This is a genomic window from Rhodococcus sp. WY5, assembly GCF_018588185.1.
GTDB lineage: Bacteria > Actinomycetota > Actinomycetes > Mycobacteriales > Mycobacteriaceae > Rhodococcus_F > Rhodococcus_F qingshengii.
Genome location: NZ_JAAMPR010000001.1, coordinates 599,730 through 617,059, shown reverse-complemented (window position 1 = coordinate 617,059; position 17,330 = coordinate 599,730). Strand labels below are relative to the sequence as shown.

General features: G+C 63.3%; 15 protein-coding genes. 6 read left to right on the top strand and 9 right to left on the bottom strand.

The features are described from left to right. Window positions 1–4 precede the first annotated feature (4 nt). Genes G4D79_RS02755 through G4D79_RS02745 form a run of 3 tightly spaced genes read left to right on the top strand, consistent with a single transcriptional unit; the run spans window position 5 to window position 2,561 of the window. Complete coding sequence (locus tag G4D79_RS02755) at window positions 5–658, top strand: TlpA disulfide reductase family protein (RefSeq protein ID WP_003943500.1); 654 nt, start codon at window positions 5–7, stop codon at window positions 656–658. After that, complete coding sequence (locus G4D79_RS02750; RefSeq protein ID WP_058038253.1) at window positions 655–1,374, top strand: CoA pyrophosphatase; 720 nt, start codon at window positions 655–657, stop codon at window positions 1,372–1,374. Before G4D79_RS02755 ends, G4D79_RS02750 begins: the two co-directional genes overlap by 4 nt. Next, the gene (locus G4D79_RS02745) at window positions 1,371–2,561 is read left to right on the top strand and encodes a MarP family serine protease (RefSeq protein ID WP_003946095.1); all 1,191 of its coding nucleotides are present in this window, start codon (window positions 1,371–1,373) and stop codon (window positions 2,559–2,561) included. The genes G4D79_RS02750 and G4D79_RS02745 overlap by 4 nt, the downstream gene beginning before the upstream one ends. Window positions 2,562–2,564: 3 nt before the next feature. On the opposite strand, the gene G4D79_RS02740 is transcribed toward G4D79_RS02745, so the two are convergent. Genes G4D79_RS02740 through nhaA form a run of 3 tightly spaced genes read right to left on the bottom strand, consistent with a single transcriptional unit; the run spans window position 2,565 to window position 5,356 of the window. Then, the gene (locus G4D79_RS02740; RefSeq protein ID WP_007732412.1) at window positions 2,565–3,500 is read right to left on the bottom strand and encodes an alpha/beta fold hydrolase; all 936 of its coding nucleotides are present in this window, start codon (window positions 3,498–3,500) and stop codon (window positions 2,565–2,567) included. Between the two features lie 15 nt (window positions 3,501–3,515). Beyond that, window positions 3,516–4,025 (bottom strand): phage holin family protein, encoded by a 510-nt coding sequence (locus G4D79_RS02735; protein ID WP_007732413.1) that lies wholly within the window; start codon window positions 4,023–4,025, stop codon window positions 3,516–3,518. After that, on the bottom strand, window positions 4,022–5,356 hold the full coding sequence (gene nhaA, locus G4D79_RS02730) for a Na+/H+ antiporter NhaA (RefSeq protein ID WP_007732414.1): 1,335 nt from the start codon (window positions 5,354–5,356) through the stop codon (window positions 4,022–4,024). The genes G4D79_RS02735 and nhaA overlap by 4 nt, the downstream gene beginning before the upstream one ends. A 173-nt stretch (window positions 5,357–5,529) precedes the next feature. Between nhaA and G4D79_RS02725 the strand changes: the two genes are divergently transcribed. Next, window positions 5,530–6,921, top strand: a complete 1,392-nt coding sequence (locus tag G4D79_RS02725) for an MFS transporter (RefSeq protein ID WP_063315960.1) — start codon at window positions 5,530–5,532, stop codon at window positions 6,919–6,921. Window positions 6,922–6,976: 55 nt separating this feature from the next. Here G4D79_RS02725 and G4D79_RS02720 read toward each other — a convergent pair whose 3' ends face one another. The 5 genes from G4D79_RS02720 to G4D79_RS02700 all read right to left on the bottom strand — a co-directional run bounded on the left by G4D79_RS02720 (window position 6,977) and on the right by G4D79_RS02700 (window position 12,753). Next, a complete protein-coding gene (locus G4D79_RS02720; RefSeq protein ID WP_003946122.1) occupies window positions 6,977–8,662 on the bottom strand; it encodes a cytosine permease in 1,686 nt (561 codons plus the stop codon). Window positions 8,663–8,797: 135 nt separating this feature from the next. Next, window positions 8,798–9,856 (bottom strand): AAA family ATPase, encoded by a 1,059-nt coding sequence (locus tag G4D79_RS02715; protein ID WP_063315185.1) that lies wholly within the window; start codon window positions 9,854–9,856, stop codon window positions 8,798–8,800. Between the two features lie 10 nt (window positions 9,857–9,866). Continuing rightward, the gene (locus tag G4D79_RS02710) at window positions 9,867–10,904 is read right to left on the bottom strand and encodes an aliphatic amidase (RefSeq protein ID WP_003946093.1); all 1,038 of its coding nucleotides are present in this window, start codon (window positions 10,902–10,904) and stop codon (window positions 9,867–9,869) included. A 26-nt stretch (window positions 10,905–10,930) separates the two neighbouring features. Next, window positions 10,931–11,551 (bottom strand): AmiS/UreI family transporter, encoded by a 621-nt coding sequence (locus tag G4D79_RS02705; protein WP_003946099.1) that lies wholly within the window; start codon window positions 11,549–11,551, stop codon window positions 10,931–10,933. Between the two features lie 122 nt (window positions 11,552–11,673). Next, window positions 11,674–12,753 carry a substrate-binding domain-containing protein gene (locus tag G4D79_RS02700; protein ID WP_075831971.1) on the bottom strand — a complete coding sequence of 360 codons (1,080 nt, stop codon included), beginning with the start codon at window positions 12,751–12,753 and terminating at the stop codon, window positions 11,674–11,676. Between the two features lie 107 nt (window positions 12,754–12,860). Between G4D79_RS02700 and G4D79_RS02695 the strand changes: the two genes are divergently transcribed. Beyond that, on the top strand, window positions 12,861–13,286 hold the full coding sequence (locus G4D79_RS02695; RefSeq protein WP_042446697.1) for a MarR family transcriptional regulator: 426 nt from the start codon (window positions 12,861–12,863) through the stop codon (window positions 13,284–13,286). Window positions 13,287–13,323: 37 nt separating this feature from the next. Here G4D79_RS02695 and acs read toward each other — a convergent pair whose 3' ends face one another. Beyond that, entirely contained in the window at window positions 13,324–15,255 is a 1,932-nt protein-coding gene (gene acs, locus G4D79_RS02690) for an acetate--CoA ligase (RefSeq protein WP_007732429.1), read from the bottom strand. Between the two features lie 364 nt (window positions 15,256–15,619). Here acs and G4D79_RS02685 point away from each other — a divergent pair, with 364 nt between their 5' ends. Further along, window positions 15,620–17,236 carry an ABC transporter substrate-binding protein gene (locus G4D79_RS02685; protein ID WP_007732431.1) on the top strand — a complete coding sequence of 539 codons (1,617 nt, stop codon included), beginning with the start codon at window positions 15,620–15,622 and terminating at the stop codon, window positions 17,234–17,236. Window positions 17,237–17,330: the final 94 nt, after the last annotated feature.

Genomic DNA, 17,330 nt, shown 5'->3' with positions numbered 1-17,330 from the left:
ACCGATGACAAGTGCCGGAAGATGGTCTCTCGCTGCGCTCGTGGTCGTCGCGGCTCTCGTCGTGGCGATCTGGCCGCGCGGAGGAGACGACACGACGCCCACCTCGACGGGCCCGTCCTCGTCCGCGTATCAGCCGCCGACGTTCACTCCGTCGTCGGAATCGCTCGATCAACTCCGTAGCCAGGCGGCTCTGGCCTCCTGCCCGACTCCGACCGGCGAAGCGCCTGCCGGCTCGGCTCTCGCCGGAATCACCCTCGACTGCGTCTCCGACGGAGCGCCCGTCGACCTTGCCGCAGCGGTGGGCGGAAAGCCGACTCTGCTCAATCTGTGGGCGTACTGGTGCGCGCCATGCGCCGAAGAGCTTCCGTACCTTCAGGAATTCGCGGAGCGCGCCGACGGCAGCATCAACGTGCTGACCGTGCATTCGGATCCGAATCAGGAGAACGCTTTGACGCGACTCATCGACTACTCGGTGCGTTTGCCCGGCGTCCAGGACGGTGACGGCAAGGTACGGATCGCAGTGGGCGCACCGCCGGTGCTGCCGGTGTCGGTGCTCGTGCGCGCGGATGGAACAGTCGCCAAGGTCTTGCCCCAACCCTTCCGCAGTGCGGACGAGATCGCCGCCGCTGCGGCGCAATATCTGGGAGTCGTCGTATGAGCACACCGGTTCCCGAGTGGTTGCGCGCTGTCGCCAGCACCCAGCCCACCGATCCCCATCGGATCAACCCCGTCCTCGAGCGTCGCGCGCCGCGCGGCACCGTGACGCGTCCGGCCGCGGTGCTCGTGCTCTTCGGCGGACCGCGTGAGGCCGACCCTCTCGCCGTCGGCGGCTTGCCGGAGGGCGCAGACGTCCTGCTGACCCAACGGGCGTCGACGATGCGTCAGCACAGCGGACAGGTCGCATTCCCCGGCGGTGCCGCCGATCCGGGCGACGACGGCCCCATCGGCACCGCGCTGCGTGAAGCGCAGGAGGAGACCGGGCTCGATCCGAGCGGAGTTCAGCCGCTCACCGTGCTGCCGGAGATCTTCATCCCGCCGTCGGGTTTCGACGTGACGCCGGTGCTCGGCTACTGGGAGCAGCCGACGACGGTGGGCATTCAGGACGAGGGCGAGGTCGGACGGGTGGCCCGGGTGCCGCTGCGCACGTTGCTCGACCCAGACAACCGGTTTCAGGTTCGACATCCCCTCGGATACCAGGGCCCGGCGTTCCGCGCCGACGGCATGCTGGTCTGGGGGTTCACAGCAGGAATCCTCGCGGCGCTGTTCACGGTGTCGGGCTGGGAGATTCCGTGGAATTACGAGGACGTGAGAGACCTGGACACAGCGCTGTCCGAGTTCGGTGAAGGTGTCGAGGATTCGGCGGTGCCGCGATGACAGGTTCTCGTTGGGTGGACATCGCCATCGTTCTGGTCGCCCTCATCGCGGCCACGTCCGGATGGCGTCAGGGCGCGGTGGCGTCGGCGCTGGCGTTCGTCGGCGTGATCCTCGGTGCCGTCGCCGGGATTCTGTTGGCGCCGCACCTGCTCGTGCACGTCACCGAAGGCAAGCTGCGCATCCTCGCGGGCATCTCGCTGATCGTCGTGTTGGTCATCATCGGCGAGGTCGCCGGCATGGTGCTCGGACGCGCGGCGCGCAGCGGAATGCACAGTCCGACGGCGCGATCCGTCGACAGCGTCATCGGTGCGGGTCTACAGGCGGTGGCTGTCGTGGTCGCGGCGTGGTTGCTCGCGATTCCGCTCACTTCCTCGTCGCAGCCGAATATTGCCGCCGCTGTTCGTGGTTCGGACGTTCTCGCCAGCGTGGACGAAGTGGCGCCGCAGTGGCTGCGCCGCATCCCGACCGAGTTCTCGGCGCTGCTCGACACCTCCGGCCTGCCTGACGTCATCGGCCCGTTCGGGCGCACGCCCATCACCGAGGTCGAAGCACCCGACGCGAGCGTTCTCGCCAGTCCGTTGGCGGCGCAGTTGCGTCCGAGTGTTCTCCGCATCAACGGCGTCGCACCGAGTTGCCAGCGCGCGCTCGAGGGATCCGGATTCATCGTCGCCCCCGAACGCGTCATGACCAACGCCCACGTGGTTGCCGGAACCGAGAGCATCACCGTGGACACCATGGAGGGCGCACTGCCCGCGCAGGTGGTGCTCTTCGACTCCGCCGTGGACATCGCGATTCTGGCGGTTCCCGGATTGGACGCGCCGGTGCTGCCGTTCGCTCCGGAGCAGGCTCGGACCGGTGACAACGCGTTGGTGCTCGGTTACCCCGGCGGTGGTCCGTACACGGCCAGCGCAGCCCGCGTTCGTGAGGTCCTGAACCTGAACGGGCCGGACATCTACAAGGCCGGAACCACCCAGCGTGAGGTCTACACCGTGCGCGGATCCATCCGGCAGGGCAACTCGGGTGGACCGATGGTCGATGATCAGGGGCGGGTCCTCGGCGTCGTGTTCGGTGCTGCCGTCGACGACAGTGACACCGGATTCGTCCTCACCGCGCAGGAAGTCTCGCGCCAGTTGAACGCGGCTGCCTCGGCATCGACGCCCGTACCGACGGGCGCGTGCATCCTGTAGCGGTCACTTCTCCGTAAGGAGGAAGTCCCCGAGTTCGCGATTGACGCGCTCGGGGGCTTCCTGATGCGCGTAATGACCGACTCCGGCAATGGTGCGCAGTTTCTCGCCGGGAGCCCAGTGCTTGTCGCGACGCACGGTACGGGTGAGCACGTACGGGTCGAGTTCGCCGTGAATCTGGACGATCGGAATGCGAAGAACCTGATCCATCAAACGCATGAAACGTCGGCCCTCGGGGCGGAGCTGGCTGCGGAAGGCCCAACGCTGGTACTCCAAGGTGGAATGCGCGACGCCCGGGATCCGGATCGCGGACCGCATCTTGCTCATGACGTCTGCGAATTCGGGTTGCTGCGGCCAGGTGGGGCCCGACCGCGAGCGAACCAGACGCTCCACTTCGGCGCCGTTGTCGGCCGTCAACCGACGTTCCGGGCGTAGCGGTACCTGATAGGCCAGGAACGAGGGCAAAAGCGCGCGGCGCTGATAGGGGTCGCGGACGACTGCTTTCTTGAGCGCCATCGGGTGTGGAGACGAGATCAGCGCTATCGACCGCACCAGGCGTGGATGCAGGAGCGCGGTCGCCCAGCACACCAACCCGCCGTCGGCATGACCGATCAGCGTGGCCTTGCCGTAACCCATCGCACGAATGAGGCCGGCTACGTCACCGGCGAGCGTCCAACCGTCGTAGCCACGAGGGGGCTTGTCGGAGTCGCCGTACCCACGAAGGTCCATCGCGACGACGCGGAAGCCCTGCTCGGACAGTGCCGTCAATTGATGGCGCCAGGACCACCAGAAGTCGGCGAATCCGTGCAGAAGCACCACCAACGGAGCATCCGGCTCCGCGTCGCCTACCTCGACGACGTGAAACCGGATGCCGTTGGCGTGAATGTCCCGGTGAATCCAGGGGCCGTCGAACCTGACGGTGGATGGATCTGGGGCTGCCACTTTCGATCAGACTCGCTACCGGCGCGCGTTGAAATCGACCGACGGCTTTGCGTCGTCATGGCTGCCGGGGATGACGTTCTTGGCCTGCTTGAGCGATTCGATCGTCTTCTCCGGAGCCCTCAACTTGCGCACGCGCAGATAACCGAGCAGCGCCAGAATCGCGGTGGTCACCACCATGATCAGGAAGACGATGAGGAACGCCAGCCAGCGCGGCACCCAGGTGTCGAGCATCTCGGCCAGGAAGAAAAAGAAGAAGAACGAGCTGAACAGCAGAACCGTGAAGGCCAGGATGAAGAAGACGCTGCCCTGCAGACCCTTCTTGACCTCGCCCGTCACCTCGGCCTTGGCAAGTTCGACCTCGGCGCGCACGAGGGTGGAGACCTGTGCGGTCGCGTCCTTGACGAGGGCCCCGATGGTGGCCTCGCCCGGCGTGCGGGCGTCCACATCGGTGAGAGGGATGGAAGAGACCGTGTTCGGTACTCCATCTCCGGTGAAGCGCTGGCTCTCTCCGTTGGTCAAGCTCACTTGTCGACCTCTCCAGGTAGTTCTCTCGCGTCCGTGGCAATGGCGGTGGAAGCGTCGTCTCGAGCCGCATGAACTCGTCCACGTCGCCACAGCAGCGCTGATCCGATCAGCGATGCCACCAACGATGTCACGAGAACTGCGGCCTTCGCTATCTCGGCCTCGCTGCCATCGCCGACCCCGTCCAATGCGAGGTCTGCTACAAGCAGGCTAACGGTGAACCCGATGCCACCGAGAACTGAGAGGGCAAACATGTCTCTCAATTCCAGTGTCTTGGGTTTGGTTGCTATCCCCAATTTGATCGCGAGCAGGGAAATTCCGAAGATTCCGACGGTTTTGCCGACCAGAAGACCGACGACGACCGATTGCCCTACTGGGTCGGTGAAAATGTCGCCGAGTACCGCCGCGTTGATCGGAACACCGGAGGCGAACAGTGCGAAGACGGGGACACAGAAGCCTGCGGAGTAAGGCTGAATGCGGTGCTCGAGACGGCTACCGGGCGCGTACTCCTCGTCCGGATCGCGCCTCACCCGGGTGAGTAAGCCGAGCGCGACGCCCGCGAGTGTGGCGTGTATCCCCGCTTCGTGCATCGCGTACCAGGTCAGTAGTGCCAGCGGGACGTAGAGGAACGGCGTCGTGATGCGTTTGTGTTGGGCGTAGGCGTAGGCAGCCAGGGCTGCGGCCGCGGTCAGCAGCCACAACATCGCGAGGGAACCGGTGAACAGTACGGCGATGAGGATGATCGCGAGCAGATCGTCGACGACGGCCAGGCTGAGCAGGAAAACTCGGGCGCTCGCCGGGATCTTCGAGCCGGTCAGCGCGAGCACGCCGAGGGCAAAAGCGATGTCCGTCGCGACGGGAATGGCCCAGCCCTTGTCCATGCCGGGCGTGCCGAAACCGATGGACGCCGCGATGATCGCGGGAACCAGGACGCCGCCGCACGCCGCGATGATCGGGAGCATCGCGGCTTTGCGGTCCGCGAGTTCGCCGACCACCAGTTCACGTTTGAGTTCGAGGCCGGCGACGAAGAAGAAGACGGCAAGCAGTCCGTCCTGCGCCCACGTGCCCAAGCTGAGGTCGAGATGGAGTGCGGACGGACCGATCTGGAAGTCACGTAGTGCGATGTAACTCTCACCGAAAGGAGAGTTCACCCAGATCAGAGCGAGGGCGGCAGCGATCAGGAGGATCGATCCGCCCACCGTTTCGGTGCGGAGGTAGCGGGACAGTTCGGAACGCAGGGTGGAGATCACGCGTGGGGACGACCTTTGTTCGTGCAACCGAATTCGGATGCAACAGACATGAACGTGATCGACGTTGTGACGCATCGAATGCACGTGCCGACCAGACTTCCCGGCTCACCTTTACGGAATTTTATCGCGGATTGCCCGCTGAGCCGAATTCGCGAACCGAATTTGCGTCGGAAAACCCCGCGGGTGTTCAATTCCTACTGATTGGGACACTATCCCACCAATTGGACATCTTTCGTATAACGGCGCAGGAGCATGTTTTGAGCACGTCAGTCAGTGAGAATCCACCCAAGCCGGAGGGCGGCGACGCAGATACCGTCGCCGGAGTGCCGCGCAGCCGAATCGTGGTCGCCAGCATGGTGGGTACGTCCATCGAGTTCTACGACTTCTACATCTATGCAACAGCGGCAGTATCGGTGTTCCCGCACCTGTTCTTCCCGAAGGGCAACGACACCACCGCGCTTCTCGCGTCGTTGGCGACGTTCGGACTCGCGTTCGTCGCCCGTCCCCTCGGTTCGATTCTCTTCGGACACTTCGGTGACCGCGTCGGACGCAAGGCAACGCTGGTCGGCTCGCTGCTGACGATGGGCATCGCGACCTTCCTCATCGGACTGCTGCCCACTTATCACCAGATCGGACTGCTGGCCCCGGCGTTGTTGGCGCTCATGCGTTTCTGCCAGGGTCTCGGGCTCGGCGGCGAATGGTCGGGTGCGGCGCTGCTCGCGACCGAGACAGCCAAGGAAGGCAAGCGGGCCTGGGCGGCGATGTGGCCGCAACTCGGTGCGCCCATCGGCTTCTTCATGGCCAACGGACTGTTCCTGATCATCACGTTGTTCATGAACCACGACAATTCCAGCCCGGACCTCGAGGGCGCCTTCCTGAGCTGGGGATGGCGAATTCCGTTCCTGCTCAGCGCAATCATGGTGATGATCGGCCTGTACGTCCGGCTCAAGCTCGAGGAAACCCCGGTGTTCGCGCGTGCAGTCGAGCGCGGCGAGAAGGTCAAGACTCCGGTCGCCGAGGTATTCAAGACCAGCTGGCGTCAGCTGATCGTCGGTACGTTCGTGATGCTCGCGACGTACACGCTGTTCTACATCATGACCACCTGGGTTCTCAGCCACGGAACCGGCAAGACGCCGGCCGACGGTGGAACCGGTGCGGGCTTCAAGTACACCGATTTCCTTGTCCTGCAGTTGATCGCAGTCGTGTTCTTCGCTGCCGCCGTGCCGGTCTCGGGTTGGCTCGCCGACCGTTACGGGCGTCGTATCACCTTGCTGATCATCACCGGTCTGATCATGGTGTTCGGCTTGACCTTCGGTGTCTTCCTCGAACCGGACGGAATGAACGACGGTCGCATGTTGGCGTTCCTCATCGTGGGCATGCTGCTCATGGGCCTGACCTTCGGCCCAATGAGTGCCGTTCTCCCGGAACTCTTCCCGACCAACGTCCGCTACACGGGCTCGGGAATCGCGTACAACACGGCCAGTATTCTGGGCGCAGCGGTGGCGCCGTTCATCGCCGTCTACCTCGCGAAGAACTACGGCGTCGGTTGGGTCGGCATCTATCTTCTCGTAGCGGCGACGCTGACTTTTGTCGCGCTGCTGGTCATGCGTGAGACGAAGGGTGAGTCGCTCGACGATGTAGGGGCATAACCCTGCTGTGCGCCTTTATTAACCCCCGGCGGTTAATAAAGGCGCACAGCAGTTGTCAGGGAAGCTGAGCAGGCAGGACGTGCTCACCGGTCTTGTCGGTGCTCAAGGCCAGGGAGCTGATGTACTGCTTCTCGCCGTTCGGGCCGGGCACGTTCGACGCGAGCATGTCGGGACGCTCGAATTCGATTCCGCTGACGCAGCACAGAAGCGTTTCACCGGAGGGGTTCCCGTACTCGTCGAACATCGGCAGATCGATGCCGTCGTCGGTGCGTCGTAGGTAGTACTTTCCCTTGGTGGCGACGGCCAGGACCGGCGGCATCACCAGTGCGATGACGATCGCGACGATCGGGGAGAACGGTTTGATCGTCGAACCGAAAGCGCCGAAGAACACCAGGATCGACACTCCCGCGGCCAGCAGCATCGACACGAAGCCGACGGGGTTGACGTCGTAGAGCATCCCGCGTCGGAACTCGGGGACTTTCGGGGAGAGCTTCAACCAGTACTTGTTGATCGCGATGTCCGAGGCGACGACCACGACCCAGGCGATACCGCAGTTGGCGTAGAAGCCCAGGATCGTGTTGAGGAAGTCGAACATGTTGGCTTCCATCAAGATCAGTGCGATCGCCAGGTTGACCAGAACGAAGACCATGCGTCCGGGGTAGGTCTTGGTGACGCGGGTGTACGAGTTGGTCCAGGCCAGTGAGCCGGAGTACGCGTTGGTGACGTTGATCTTGATCTGGCTGATGACCACGAGGATCACGGCCAGCGTCATGGCCAGCCAGTGCGGCATCATGTCCTGGTAGATCTCGAGGAACTGGTGCACGGGCTGGTTGGCGATCGAGGATCCGTCGACGACGTTCGCGATGATGTACACGGCGAGGAACAGTCCGACGATCTGCTTGAACGCGCCGAAGATCACCCAGCCGGGGCCGGCGAGAATTACTGCAGCCCACCAACGGCGGGTGTTTTCCGGCGTCTTGGGCGGCATGAAGCGTAGGTAGTCGATCTGCTCGGCGATCTGTGCGATCAGCGACAAGCAGACACCCGCGGCCAGCATCACCGATCCGAAGTTGACGCCCTTGCCGTTTGCGCCGTCCTCACCGCCGAAGGCGAAGAACGCGCTCACCGAATCAGGGTGCTTGAACAGCAGATACAGGAACGGCAGCACCATCATGACGAGCCACAGAGGCGTCGTCCACACTTGGAGCTTTGCCAGAGCCTTCATTCCGTAGATGACCAGTGGAATGACCATCAGGGTCGAGACCGCGTAGCCGATCGAGAGTGGGATCCCGAGCCCCAGTTTCAAACCCTGGGCCATGATGGAACCTTCGAGCGCGAAGAAGATGAAGGTGAACGTCGCGAAGATGACGTTGGTGACCACCGAGCCGTAGTAGCCGAAACCGCTTCCGCGAGTGATCAAATCGAGGTCGATATTGTATCGCGCGGCATAGTAGGCAAGTGGGAAGCCGGTCGCCATGATGACGACGGCAAACACGGCGATGCCCAGCAATGCGTTACCGGTGCCGTACGAGATGCCGATGTTGGCGCCGATCGAGAAGTCTGCGAGATACGCGATTCCGCCGAGCGCGGAGGTCGCGACGACGCCGGTTCCCCATTTGCGGTAGCTGCGTGGCGCAAATCGGAGGGTGTAGTCCTCCAGAGTCTCCTTCAGTGCGGCATTCTCACCGAGATCTGCCCTGTCCGGTGCGCCGGCGGACACCTGCTCGTTCACTGCTGTCATGACGTCACTTCCCCTGGGTGCCTGTGCATGTGCACTTTGTGGTGCAGGCACCCAACCTAGGGAGGTGGCGTTACGCGGACATGTTTGAAATGTGTCGCCCACGTTGCGGATTCGATCCGCAACGTGAGCGAGCACTCATGGGACTTTCTTTACCTGTATCTGATCACCAACTGCCCGCGCCTGCAAGGCGAGTGGTTGCGTCCCGACCGGCCGAAGGTCGAGAACGGCGGCGGCCACCGGGTCGGCCAAGACGTTCCGGATGGTGCGGCGCAGGCCACGTGCTCCGTACACCGGGTCGAACCCGCGCCGTTGCAACAGGGCGACGGCGCAGTCCTCCACCTCGACGTCGATGCCTCTCCTGGCCAACCGAGTCGTGATCAGTTCGATCTCGAGACGGGTCACTTGTTCCGCGGTCTGTTCGTCGAACTCGTCGAGGATCACGGTTTCGTCGATGCGGTTGAAGAATTCGGGGTCGAAGAACTTCTCCAACGCGCGTTGCACCAGATGATGACCATGGCGCGGTCGATCGATCCGGACGCGATCGGCGAGCTGCCGCAGGTGAGAGCGCCGACGTTCTGCCACCGCAGCAGAGCCGAGATTCGAGGTCAGGAACACGTAGCTGTTGCGGAACGAGATCTTCTGCTGACCGTTCGCCAACCGGAGTTCGCCGTTGTCGAGGACCTGCAGGAGCGCACGCAGCACGGTGGGGTCGGCCTTCTCCACTTCGTCGAACAGGACGATTCCGGGGGTGTACGGATCGCCCTCGACGGTGTTCTTGTCGAACAGCGTGAAGGACTCCTTGCTACCGGCATATCCAGGTGGAGCCCCGGAGAATGACGCCGCATAATGCTCTTGCGCAAGAGCATTCATGTCGATGCGGCACAGATCATCGGGTCCTGACCGTAGTTCTGCGGCCACGCGCCGCACCAATTCCGTCTTTCCGACGCCGGTCGGGCCAACGAGAAGGATGTTTGCGAGCGGACGCGTCGGATCCGTGGCACCGACATGCGCGATCGAAATCGCACGAACCACTGCGTCGACGGCGGCCTGTTGTCCGACGATCTTGGAACTCAGGGCTTTCGAGAGCTTGCGAGCGTCGAAGGCCCCGACCGGTACGGGTTCGGTTCGTTCCTCGGCCGGCGGTGGTGCTGCTGCACTGTTCCGGTCATGGAGCATGTCGGTGATATAAGGCACAGTGAGATCCTTACGCTTCGATTGTCTTCTCGACCGGCAGGTTTCCGACGCGACAATCCGCTACACCCACTGTGTCTCGGGTGATGGCCTCGACGCGTTCCTGAGCCTTCTGGGCGTCGGTGACCCACAGCTTGTAGAACTCGAACGGGCAGTCCGCGACGCCCTTGTCTCCGTCACCTGCTGCGTGGACACCGGAGTAGCCGCGATGGAGGAGTTTGAAGATGTGGTTCTGGGACTGATCGTTCTCGCGTGCGTCGCGAATGGCTGAGACGGAAAGCTGCGCGTACTGGATTCCGTATTCTTCTTCGCCGGTTTCACCCAGCGTCCGGCCGTCGAATCCGATGATCGCGGAGTGTCCGAAGTAGGAGTAGACGCCGTCGAATCCGGCCGCATTGGCAACTGCCACATAACAATTGTTGGCCCAGGCCATTGCCTTGGACATCATTACCTGCTGGTCCTTGGCGGGGTACATGTATCCCTGGCAACGGACGATCAGTTCCGCACCCTTCATCGCGCAGTCGCGCCAGATCTCCGGGTAGTTGCCGTCGTCGCAGATGATGAGCGAGATCTTCAGCCCCTTCGGGCCTTCGGTGACATACGTCGTGTCTCCCGGGTACCACCCTTCGATGGGGCACCAGGGCAGGATCTTTCGGTACCTCTGAACGATCTCGCCCTTGTTGTCGATGAGGATCAACGTGTTGTACGGGGGCTTATTCGGGTGGTCTTCGTGCTGTTCGCCGGTGATGGAGAAGATTCCCCACGTGTCGGCTTCGCGGCACGCTGCGGAGAAGATCGCGGTCTCGTCGCCCGGGATGGTGGCTGCTGTCGCGTACATCTCCTCTTCGTTGTACATGATTCCCTGCGTGGAGTATTCGGGGAAGACCACCAGATCCATTCCGGGGAGGCCGGTCTTCATGCCGATCATCATGTCGGCGATCTTGCGCGCGTTCTCGAGGACGCCGGCGCGATCGTGCAGGCGGGGCATCTTGTAGTTGACCACTGCTACGCCGACCGTGTCGTTGCTCGAGGAGATGTCACCGTGTCGCATTGTCTTTCACTCCTTGGTTGTGTCGATCAGTTGAAGACTGGACGGGATTGGGGTACTGCGGTTTTGGGTGCAGCGAGGATCTTGGCCAGGCCCAGGAGAACCAGAAGCGCTCCGGCCCAACCGGCCGCGACGGCGGGTGTGGTGTGGAAGTTGTCGGTCAGGATCAGAAATGCGGGGACCGTGCACGTGGGCTGGCTCAGGAGGACCGCTGCCCAGCCGGTGAAGCGACTGAGATTCTCGCGGCCGAGCCCGAGTACCAGGAAGAACAGCGTCCACAGCGCTGCCCATGCGAGCCAGATGACCCCGAAGACGGGGTCGTTGCTCACGGTGAAAGAGAGGAAGGAGTACACGAGCGCGGCGCACGCGACGAACAGCGAGAACCACCCGATTCCTTCCGGCTCGAAGCCGGCGAGATTGCTGATGCCCACGTAGAGATAGGTGAATCCGAACAGATAGAGCCCTGAGGCCGCCAGGACGGCACTCGAATCTCCCTGAGCCTGAATCAACATGACGGTGGGGACGACGCATTGAAGTGCGCCGACGAAGAGGTTGAGGACCGAGGCGGATCGAACGGGAACTGTGCCGAGCAGCATCAGTCCGTTGACGAAGAGGACGGCTCCCACGTAAAGCAAACCAACACTGCCCATCGGGCACCTCCGGTTACTTCGGGACGGTTACTGCGGAACGGGTTACTTTCAAATGAAATGATTCCAAATGAAACTAAGTGATGCGCGCCACAGAAGTCAAGAGGGAGATCTCAGGGAAAATCTCAGAGCGTTGCGATGATCGAGAAGTCGAGTCCGTCGGCGACGGCGAGCTGAATCTTCTGCCGTGCAACACGATCACGAAACTCGACGGTTCCGCGAGGCCCGTCGTACGCGGCACCCTCGACGACGGCGTCCAGGTCACGCGGATGAGTGCTGTCGGCGCGCCGCACCAGGGCCGAAAGGGTATGTATCCCTTCGTAACACGATTCGGCGGCATTGTTCAGCGCCGGAGCGTGCGCGCCGTGCAGTGCAACGTAGCGCCCGAGAAGATCCATGGAGTTGCCGTCGACCATCGAACGGAAGTACGCGGCGGAGGCAAACAGGTTGCGGGTTGCCCTCGGCCCGCTCGCGAGCAGCATGTTCTCTTCCATCAACGGGCTGAACCGGATCATCGACTCGTCGAGGCCGCGGCGGGCGAAGGCGCGGTTGAAATCGACGGCGTCCTGGCCGACGAGGAGCATGATCACGCCGTCGCAACCGGAGTTCGAGACGGTCTCGACCAGTTGTTTCATGTTGCCGCGCCCCAGGTCGACAAACGAACCGCCGACAAGGCTGAGATCGAGTTCGGTGGCGAATTGCCTCACGGCTCCGAGAGAGCTGTGCGGCCAGATGTAGTCGTCCCCGACGACAAACCACTTACGCGCTCCGACGTTGTCGCGCAGCCACTTCAGCGCCGGCGCGATCTGCTGCCGTGGTGTTTCGCCGGAGCAGTAGATGCCGGACCTGACCTCGCCGCCCTCGTAGAGCGAGGTGTACGAGTACGGAATGCGGTCCGCGACCACGGGTGCAAGAGCGTGGCGGACAGAGGAGATGTGCCAACCGCTGACGGCGTCGATGTCGCCTGCGTCGAGTAGTTGTCCCACGCTGGCGGCGACGACGCTCGGCGAAGCGCCGCCGTCGATCACTTCGATCTGGACTTCGCGTCCCAGCACGCCACCGGAGTTGTTGAGGTCGCGGGCGGCCAACTCGCTGATTGCTTCGCAGGAGGGGCCGAACAGTCCGGCCGGCCCCTGAAGGGGAACCACCATGCCCAGGCGCCACACCGCGCTACGCGCGCGTTCGAGCGCGCCGGTAGCGCTCATGCGTCGCCGCCGGAATCGGGAGTCAGCGGCCTGGCCTGGGTTACTATCATTTCATTTGAAAGTATTGCCCGAGAAGTGTGAACTGCGCAACAGCGGGGGAGCGATCAGTGGGAAAAAGTGACTCCGGAATTCTTGATGCGTCGCTGACGACTGCGCTGGTCCGAGCAGCTCGAATGGCCGCGGCAGCGGCGGAGAAGGCGCTGGCGGCAGAGAATCTCACTCTTGATCACTGGATGACGCTCGAAGCCCTGGCGTCGACCGAGGGGCTGACGATGGCTGAGCTGCGCGATCGAACGGGAACACCGGCTCCGACGCTGACGCGAGTTGCGGACAAGTTGGTCTCGCTGGCGCTCATCTACCGCGAGGTCGGTGAGGACGACCGTCGGAAGGTACGCGTGTTTCTCTCCTCGCGCGGAAAGTCCTTGCACAAGAGGGTTGCCGCAGACATCCGCGTAGCCGAGGAGTCCTGGCTGACGTCGAAAGAGGAAGTGAAGTTGCGAGAGGGGCTTCGCCCCTGTGTGCCTTTCCGGTAGTGGGGACTACCAAAAAGGCGCACAGGGGCCGAAGGCCCTACTTGCCGCGGATGGCGTCGAATACCTTGGGGTCGACCAGGGTCGAGGTGTCTCCGAGGTCGCGGCCTTCGGCGACGTCGCGCAGGAGGCGGCGCATGATCTTGCCGGATCGGGTCTTCGGCAGTTCCGGCACGATCGTGATCTGACGCGGTTTGGCGATGGGGCTGATGTCGGTGGAGACCTGAGCCTTGAGTTCGGCGATGAGGACGTCGCCGGTGTTCTCGACGCCTTCACGGAGGATGACGAACGCGACGATGCCCTGTCCGGTGGTCTCGTCGGCGGCACCGACGACGGCGGCTTCGGCGACTCCGTGATGGTTCACCAGTGCTGATTCCACTTCGGAGGTGGAGATGCGGTGACCGGAGACGTTCATGACGTCGTCGACGCGGCCGAGGACCCAGAGTGCGCCGTCGTCGTCGTACTTGGCGCCGTCACCGGCGAAGTACCAGCCTTCTTCGGCGTAGCGGGACCAGTAGGTGTCGCGGTAGCGGTCCATGTCGCCCCAGATGCCGCGGAGCATCGCCGGCCACGGCTCGTCGAGGACGAGGTAGCCGTTGCCGCCGGGGCCGAGGGGCTTGGCGTCGTCGTCGACGATCTTCGCGGAGATGCCGGGCAGTGGTGCCATGGCGGATCCGGGTTTGGTGGCGGTGATACCGGGGAGTGGGGAGATCATGATCGCGCCGGTCTCGGTCTGCCACCAGGTGTCGACGATGGGGGCTTTGTTGCCGCCGATGACCTCTCGGAACCAGCGCCACGCTTCGGGGTTGATGGGCTCGCCCACAGATCCGAGGAGGCGGATCGAGGACAGGTCATGGGCGTCGGGGATCTCGCGGCCCCACTTCATGAACGTCCGCACGAGGGTGGGTGCGGTGTAGTAGATGGAGACGCCGTACTTCTCGATGATGTCGAAGTGGCGGTGCTCGTTCGGGGAGTTGGGGGTGCCTTCGTAGACGACCTGGGTGACGCCGTTCGAGAGGGGTCCGTAGACGATGTAGGAGTGTCCGGTGACCCAGCCGATGTCGGCGGTGCACCAGTAGACGTCTTGTCCCGCTTTGTGATCGAAGACGTTGTGGTGGGTGTACGAGGCCTGGGTGAGGTAGCCGCCGGAGGTGTGGATGATGCCCTTGGGCTTTCCGGTGGTGCCGGAGGTGTAGAGAATGAACAGGGGATGTTCGGCGTCGAAGGCCTGCGCCTCGTGCTCGGGTGAGGCCTGTGCGACGGTTTCGTGCCACCACAGGTCGCGGCCGTCGGTCCAGTCGACGTCGATGCCGGTCCGGTTGACCACCAACACGTTCTGGACGGATTCGGCGCCGGCGACGGATTCGTCGACCGCTGTTTTGATGGGTGCTGCTGCGCCGCGTCGCCACTGCCCGTCGACGGTGACGACGAGTTTGGCTTGGGCGTCGTCGATGCGCGAGCGTAGGGCGGTGGCGGAGAATCCGGCGAAGACGACCGAGTGGGTCAGGCCGAGGCGGGCGCAGGCGAGCATGGTGACGATCGCTTCGGGGATCATCGGCATGTAGATCGCGACGCGGTCACCGGCGACGAGGCCGAGGTCAGTGAAAGTGTTTGCGGCGCGGCTGACTTCGGCGAGGAGGTCGTTGTAGGTCAGGTCGCGGGAATCGCCTGGTTCGCCTTCGAAGTGGATGGCGACGCGGTCGCCGTTGCCGGCGAGGACGTGGCGGTCGACGCAGTTGTAGGCGACGTTGAGTTTTCCGCCGACGAACCACTTGGCGACGGGGGCGTCGGTCCAGTCGAGGACGTCGGTCCATTTCTCGTGCCAGTGAAGGCGCTCAGCCTGATTCGCCCAGAAAGCGAGGCGGTCGGTATCTGCGGCAGCCTGCAACTCCGGTCCCGCGTTGGCGGCCGCAGCGAACTCTGCGCTCGGCGGATATGCCTGGGGGACGTCTGTTTCGGCTGCGCTTGTCATGGCTGACGGCCTTCTTTCCACTTTGATCGACACTTTTCTGACTCCGTGTGAGGGTAGTCACAAGCTCGCGTAAACGCACCGTTGCATCACGTTGCAACCCGTTGTCCTGCGACGATCGGTCGAATTGATGCGACGGGTGGTCGCTTCCGCCGACGAGTGAATGGGCGCGGACAGATTTCCCTCGGAATTGCGGACAATGGGTGCGATGCGCGCCCCGCGTCGGATGTGTCTATTGTCAAACCATTATTCGACCACAACTCGAAGTCACGTTCACTTTCAGTTGTAGGCGACACGACGCCGGCAGTTACGGCTGTCGGCAGGCCGCGAGCATGCTCGGGGTCACTTAGATGTGGAAGGAATTCCTTTGCGTATCTCACGCATAGCGACGGGCGCGGTCGCGCTCGGAATGACGGCAGTGCTGATCACGGCATGTTCGTCCGGCGATTCGTCGGGCGGATCGTCCAGTGGCGTCGTCAACGCCTGGGCGGGCGAGCCTCAGAACCCGTTGATCCCCACGAACACGAGTGAGAACATGGGCGGCCGCGTCCTCGACTCGCTGTTCTCCGGTCTCGTTTCGTACACCGCAGACGGCGGTACGGAGAACGAGGTTGCCGAGTCCATCGAGAGCACCGACGGTCAGAACTTCACCGTCAAGCTCAAGGACGGTTGGACCTTCACGGACGGCACCCCCGTCACCGCGAAGTCGTTCGTCGACGCGTGGAACTACGGCGCCCTCTCCACCAACGCTCAGCTTCAGGCATCGTTCTTCGATCCGATCAAGGGCTACGACGAAGTTGCCGCCGAGGTTCCGACGGCACAGACCATGTCGGGTCTGAAGGTTGTGGACGACTCCACCTTCACCATCGAACTCAAGCAGCCCGAGTCGGCGTTCCCCGATCGCCTCGGCTTCACGGCGTACTACCCGCTGCCCGAGGTCGCGTTCAAGGACATGACCGCCTTCGGTGAGAACCCGATCGGCAACGGCCCGTACAAGCTCGACGGAACCGGCGCGTGGCAGCACAACGTCCGCATCGACACCGTCGTGAACCCGGACTACAACGGCAACCGTAAGCCGAAGAACGCCGGCGTCGACTTCATCATGTACAACAGCCTCGACACGGCGTACACCGATCTCCTGGCCAACAACGTCGACGTTCTCGACCAGGTTCCGCCGAGCGCCGTCACGACCTTCGAGTCGGACCTGCCCGGACGCACCGTCAACCAGCCGTCGGCAACCATCGAGACGTTCACGATCCCGGGTCGCCTGCCGCACTTCAGCGGCGAAGAGGGCATGCTCCGCCGTCAGGCGATCTCGATGGCGATCAACCGCGATCAGATCACCCAGCAGATCTTCAACAAGACCAGGACGCCTGCACTCGACTTCACCAGCCCCGCAATCAAGGGCTGGAACGACTCGCTGACCGGTAACAGCAACGTGAAGTTCGATCCCGAGGCGGCCAAGGCTGCTTGGGCCAAGGCCGACGCCATCGCACCGTGGTCCGGCAGCTTCGAGATCGCCTACAACTCCGACGGCGGACACCAGGAATGGGTCGATGCCACGGCGAACAGCATCCGCAACACCCTCGGTATCGACGCAAAGGGCAAGCAGTACGCCACCTTCGCTCAGATCCGCACCGAAGCCACCGACCGCACCATCCAGAGCTCTTTCCGCTCCGGTTGGCAGGGCGACTACCCGCAGCAGTACGGCTTCCTGGCGCAGAACTACCAGACCGGCGGCAGCTCCAACGACGGTGAGTACTCCAACCCCGAGTTCGACCGCCTCCTGCGCGAATCGGCCGGCCAGACCGATCAGGCGAAGGCTCAGGAACTGCTCGATCAGGCCCAGGAAGTCCTGCTCAAGGACCTGCCCGCAGTTCCGACGTGGTACCGCAACGCTGCCAGTGGATGGTCGGAGAACGTTTCCAACGTGACCATCAGCTGGAACGGTGTTCCGGTCTACGAAGACATCGAAAAGAACTGACGCGTAGAACGATCCGCATCTGAAACGTGAGTTCGGGGCGGCAGGCGCCCTGCCTGCCGTCCCGAACTCGTGTTCACACCGGACTGTCCGCTGA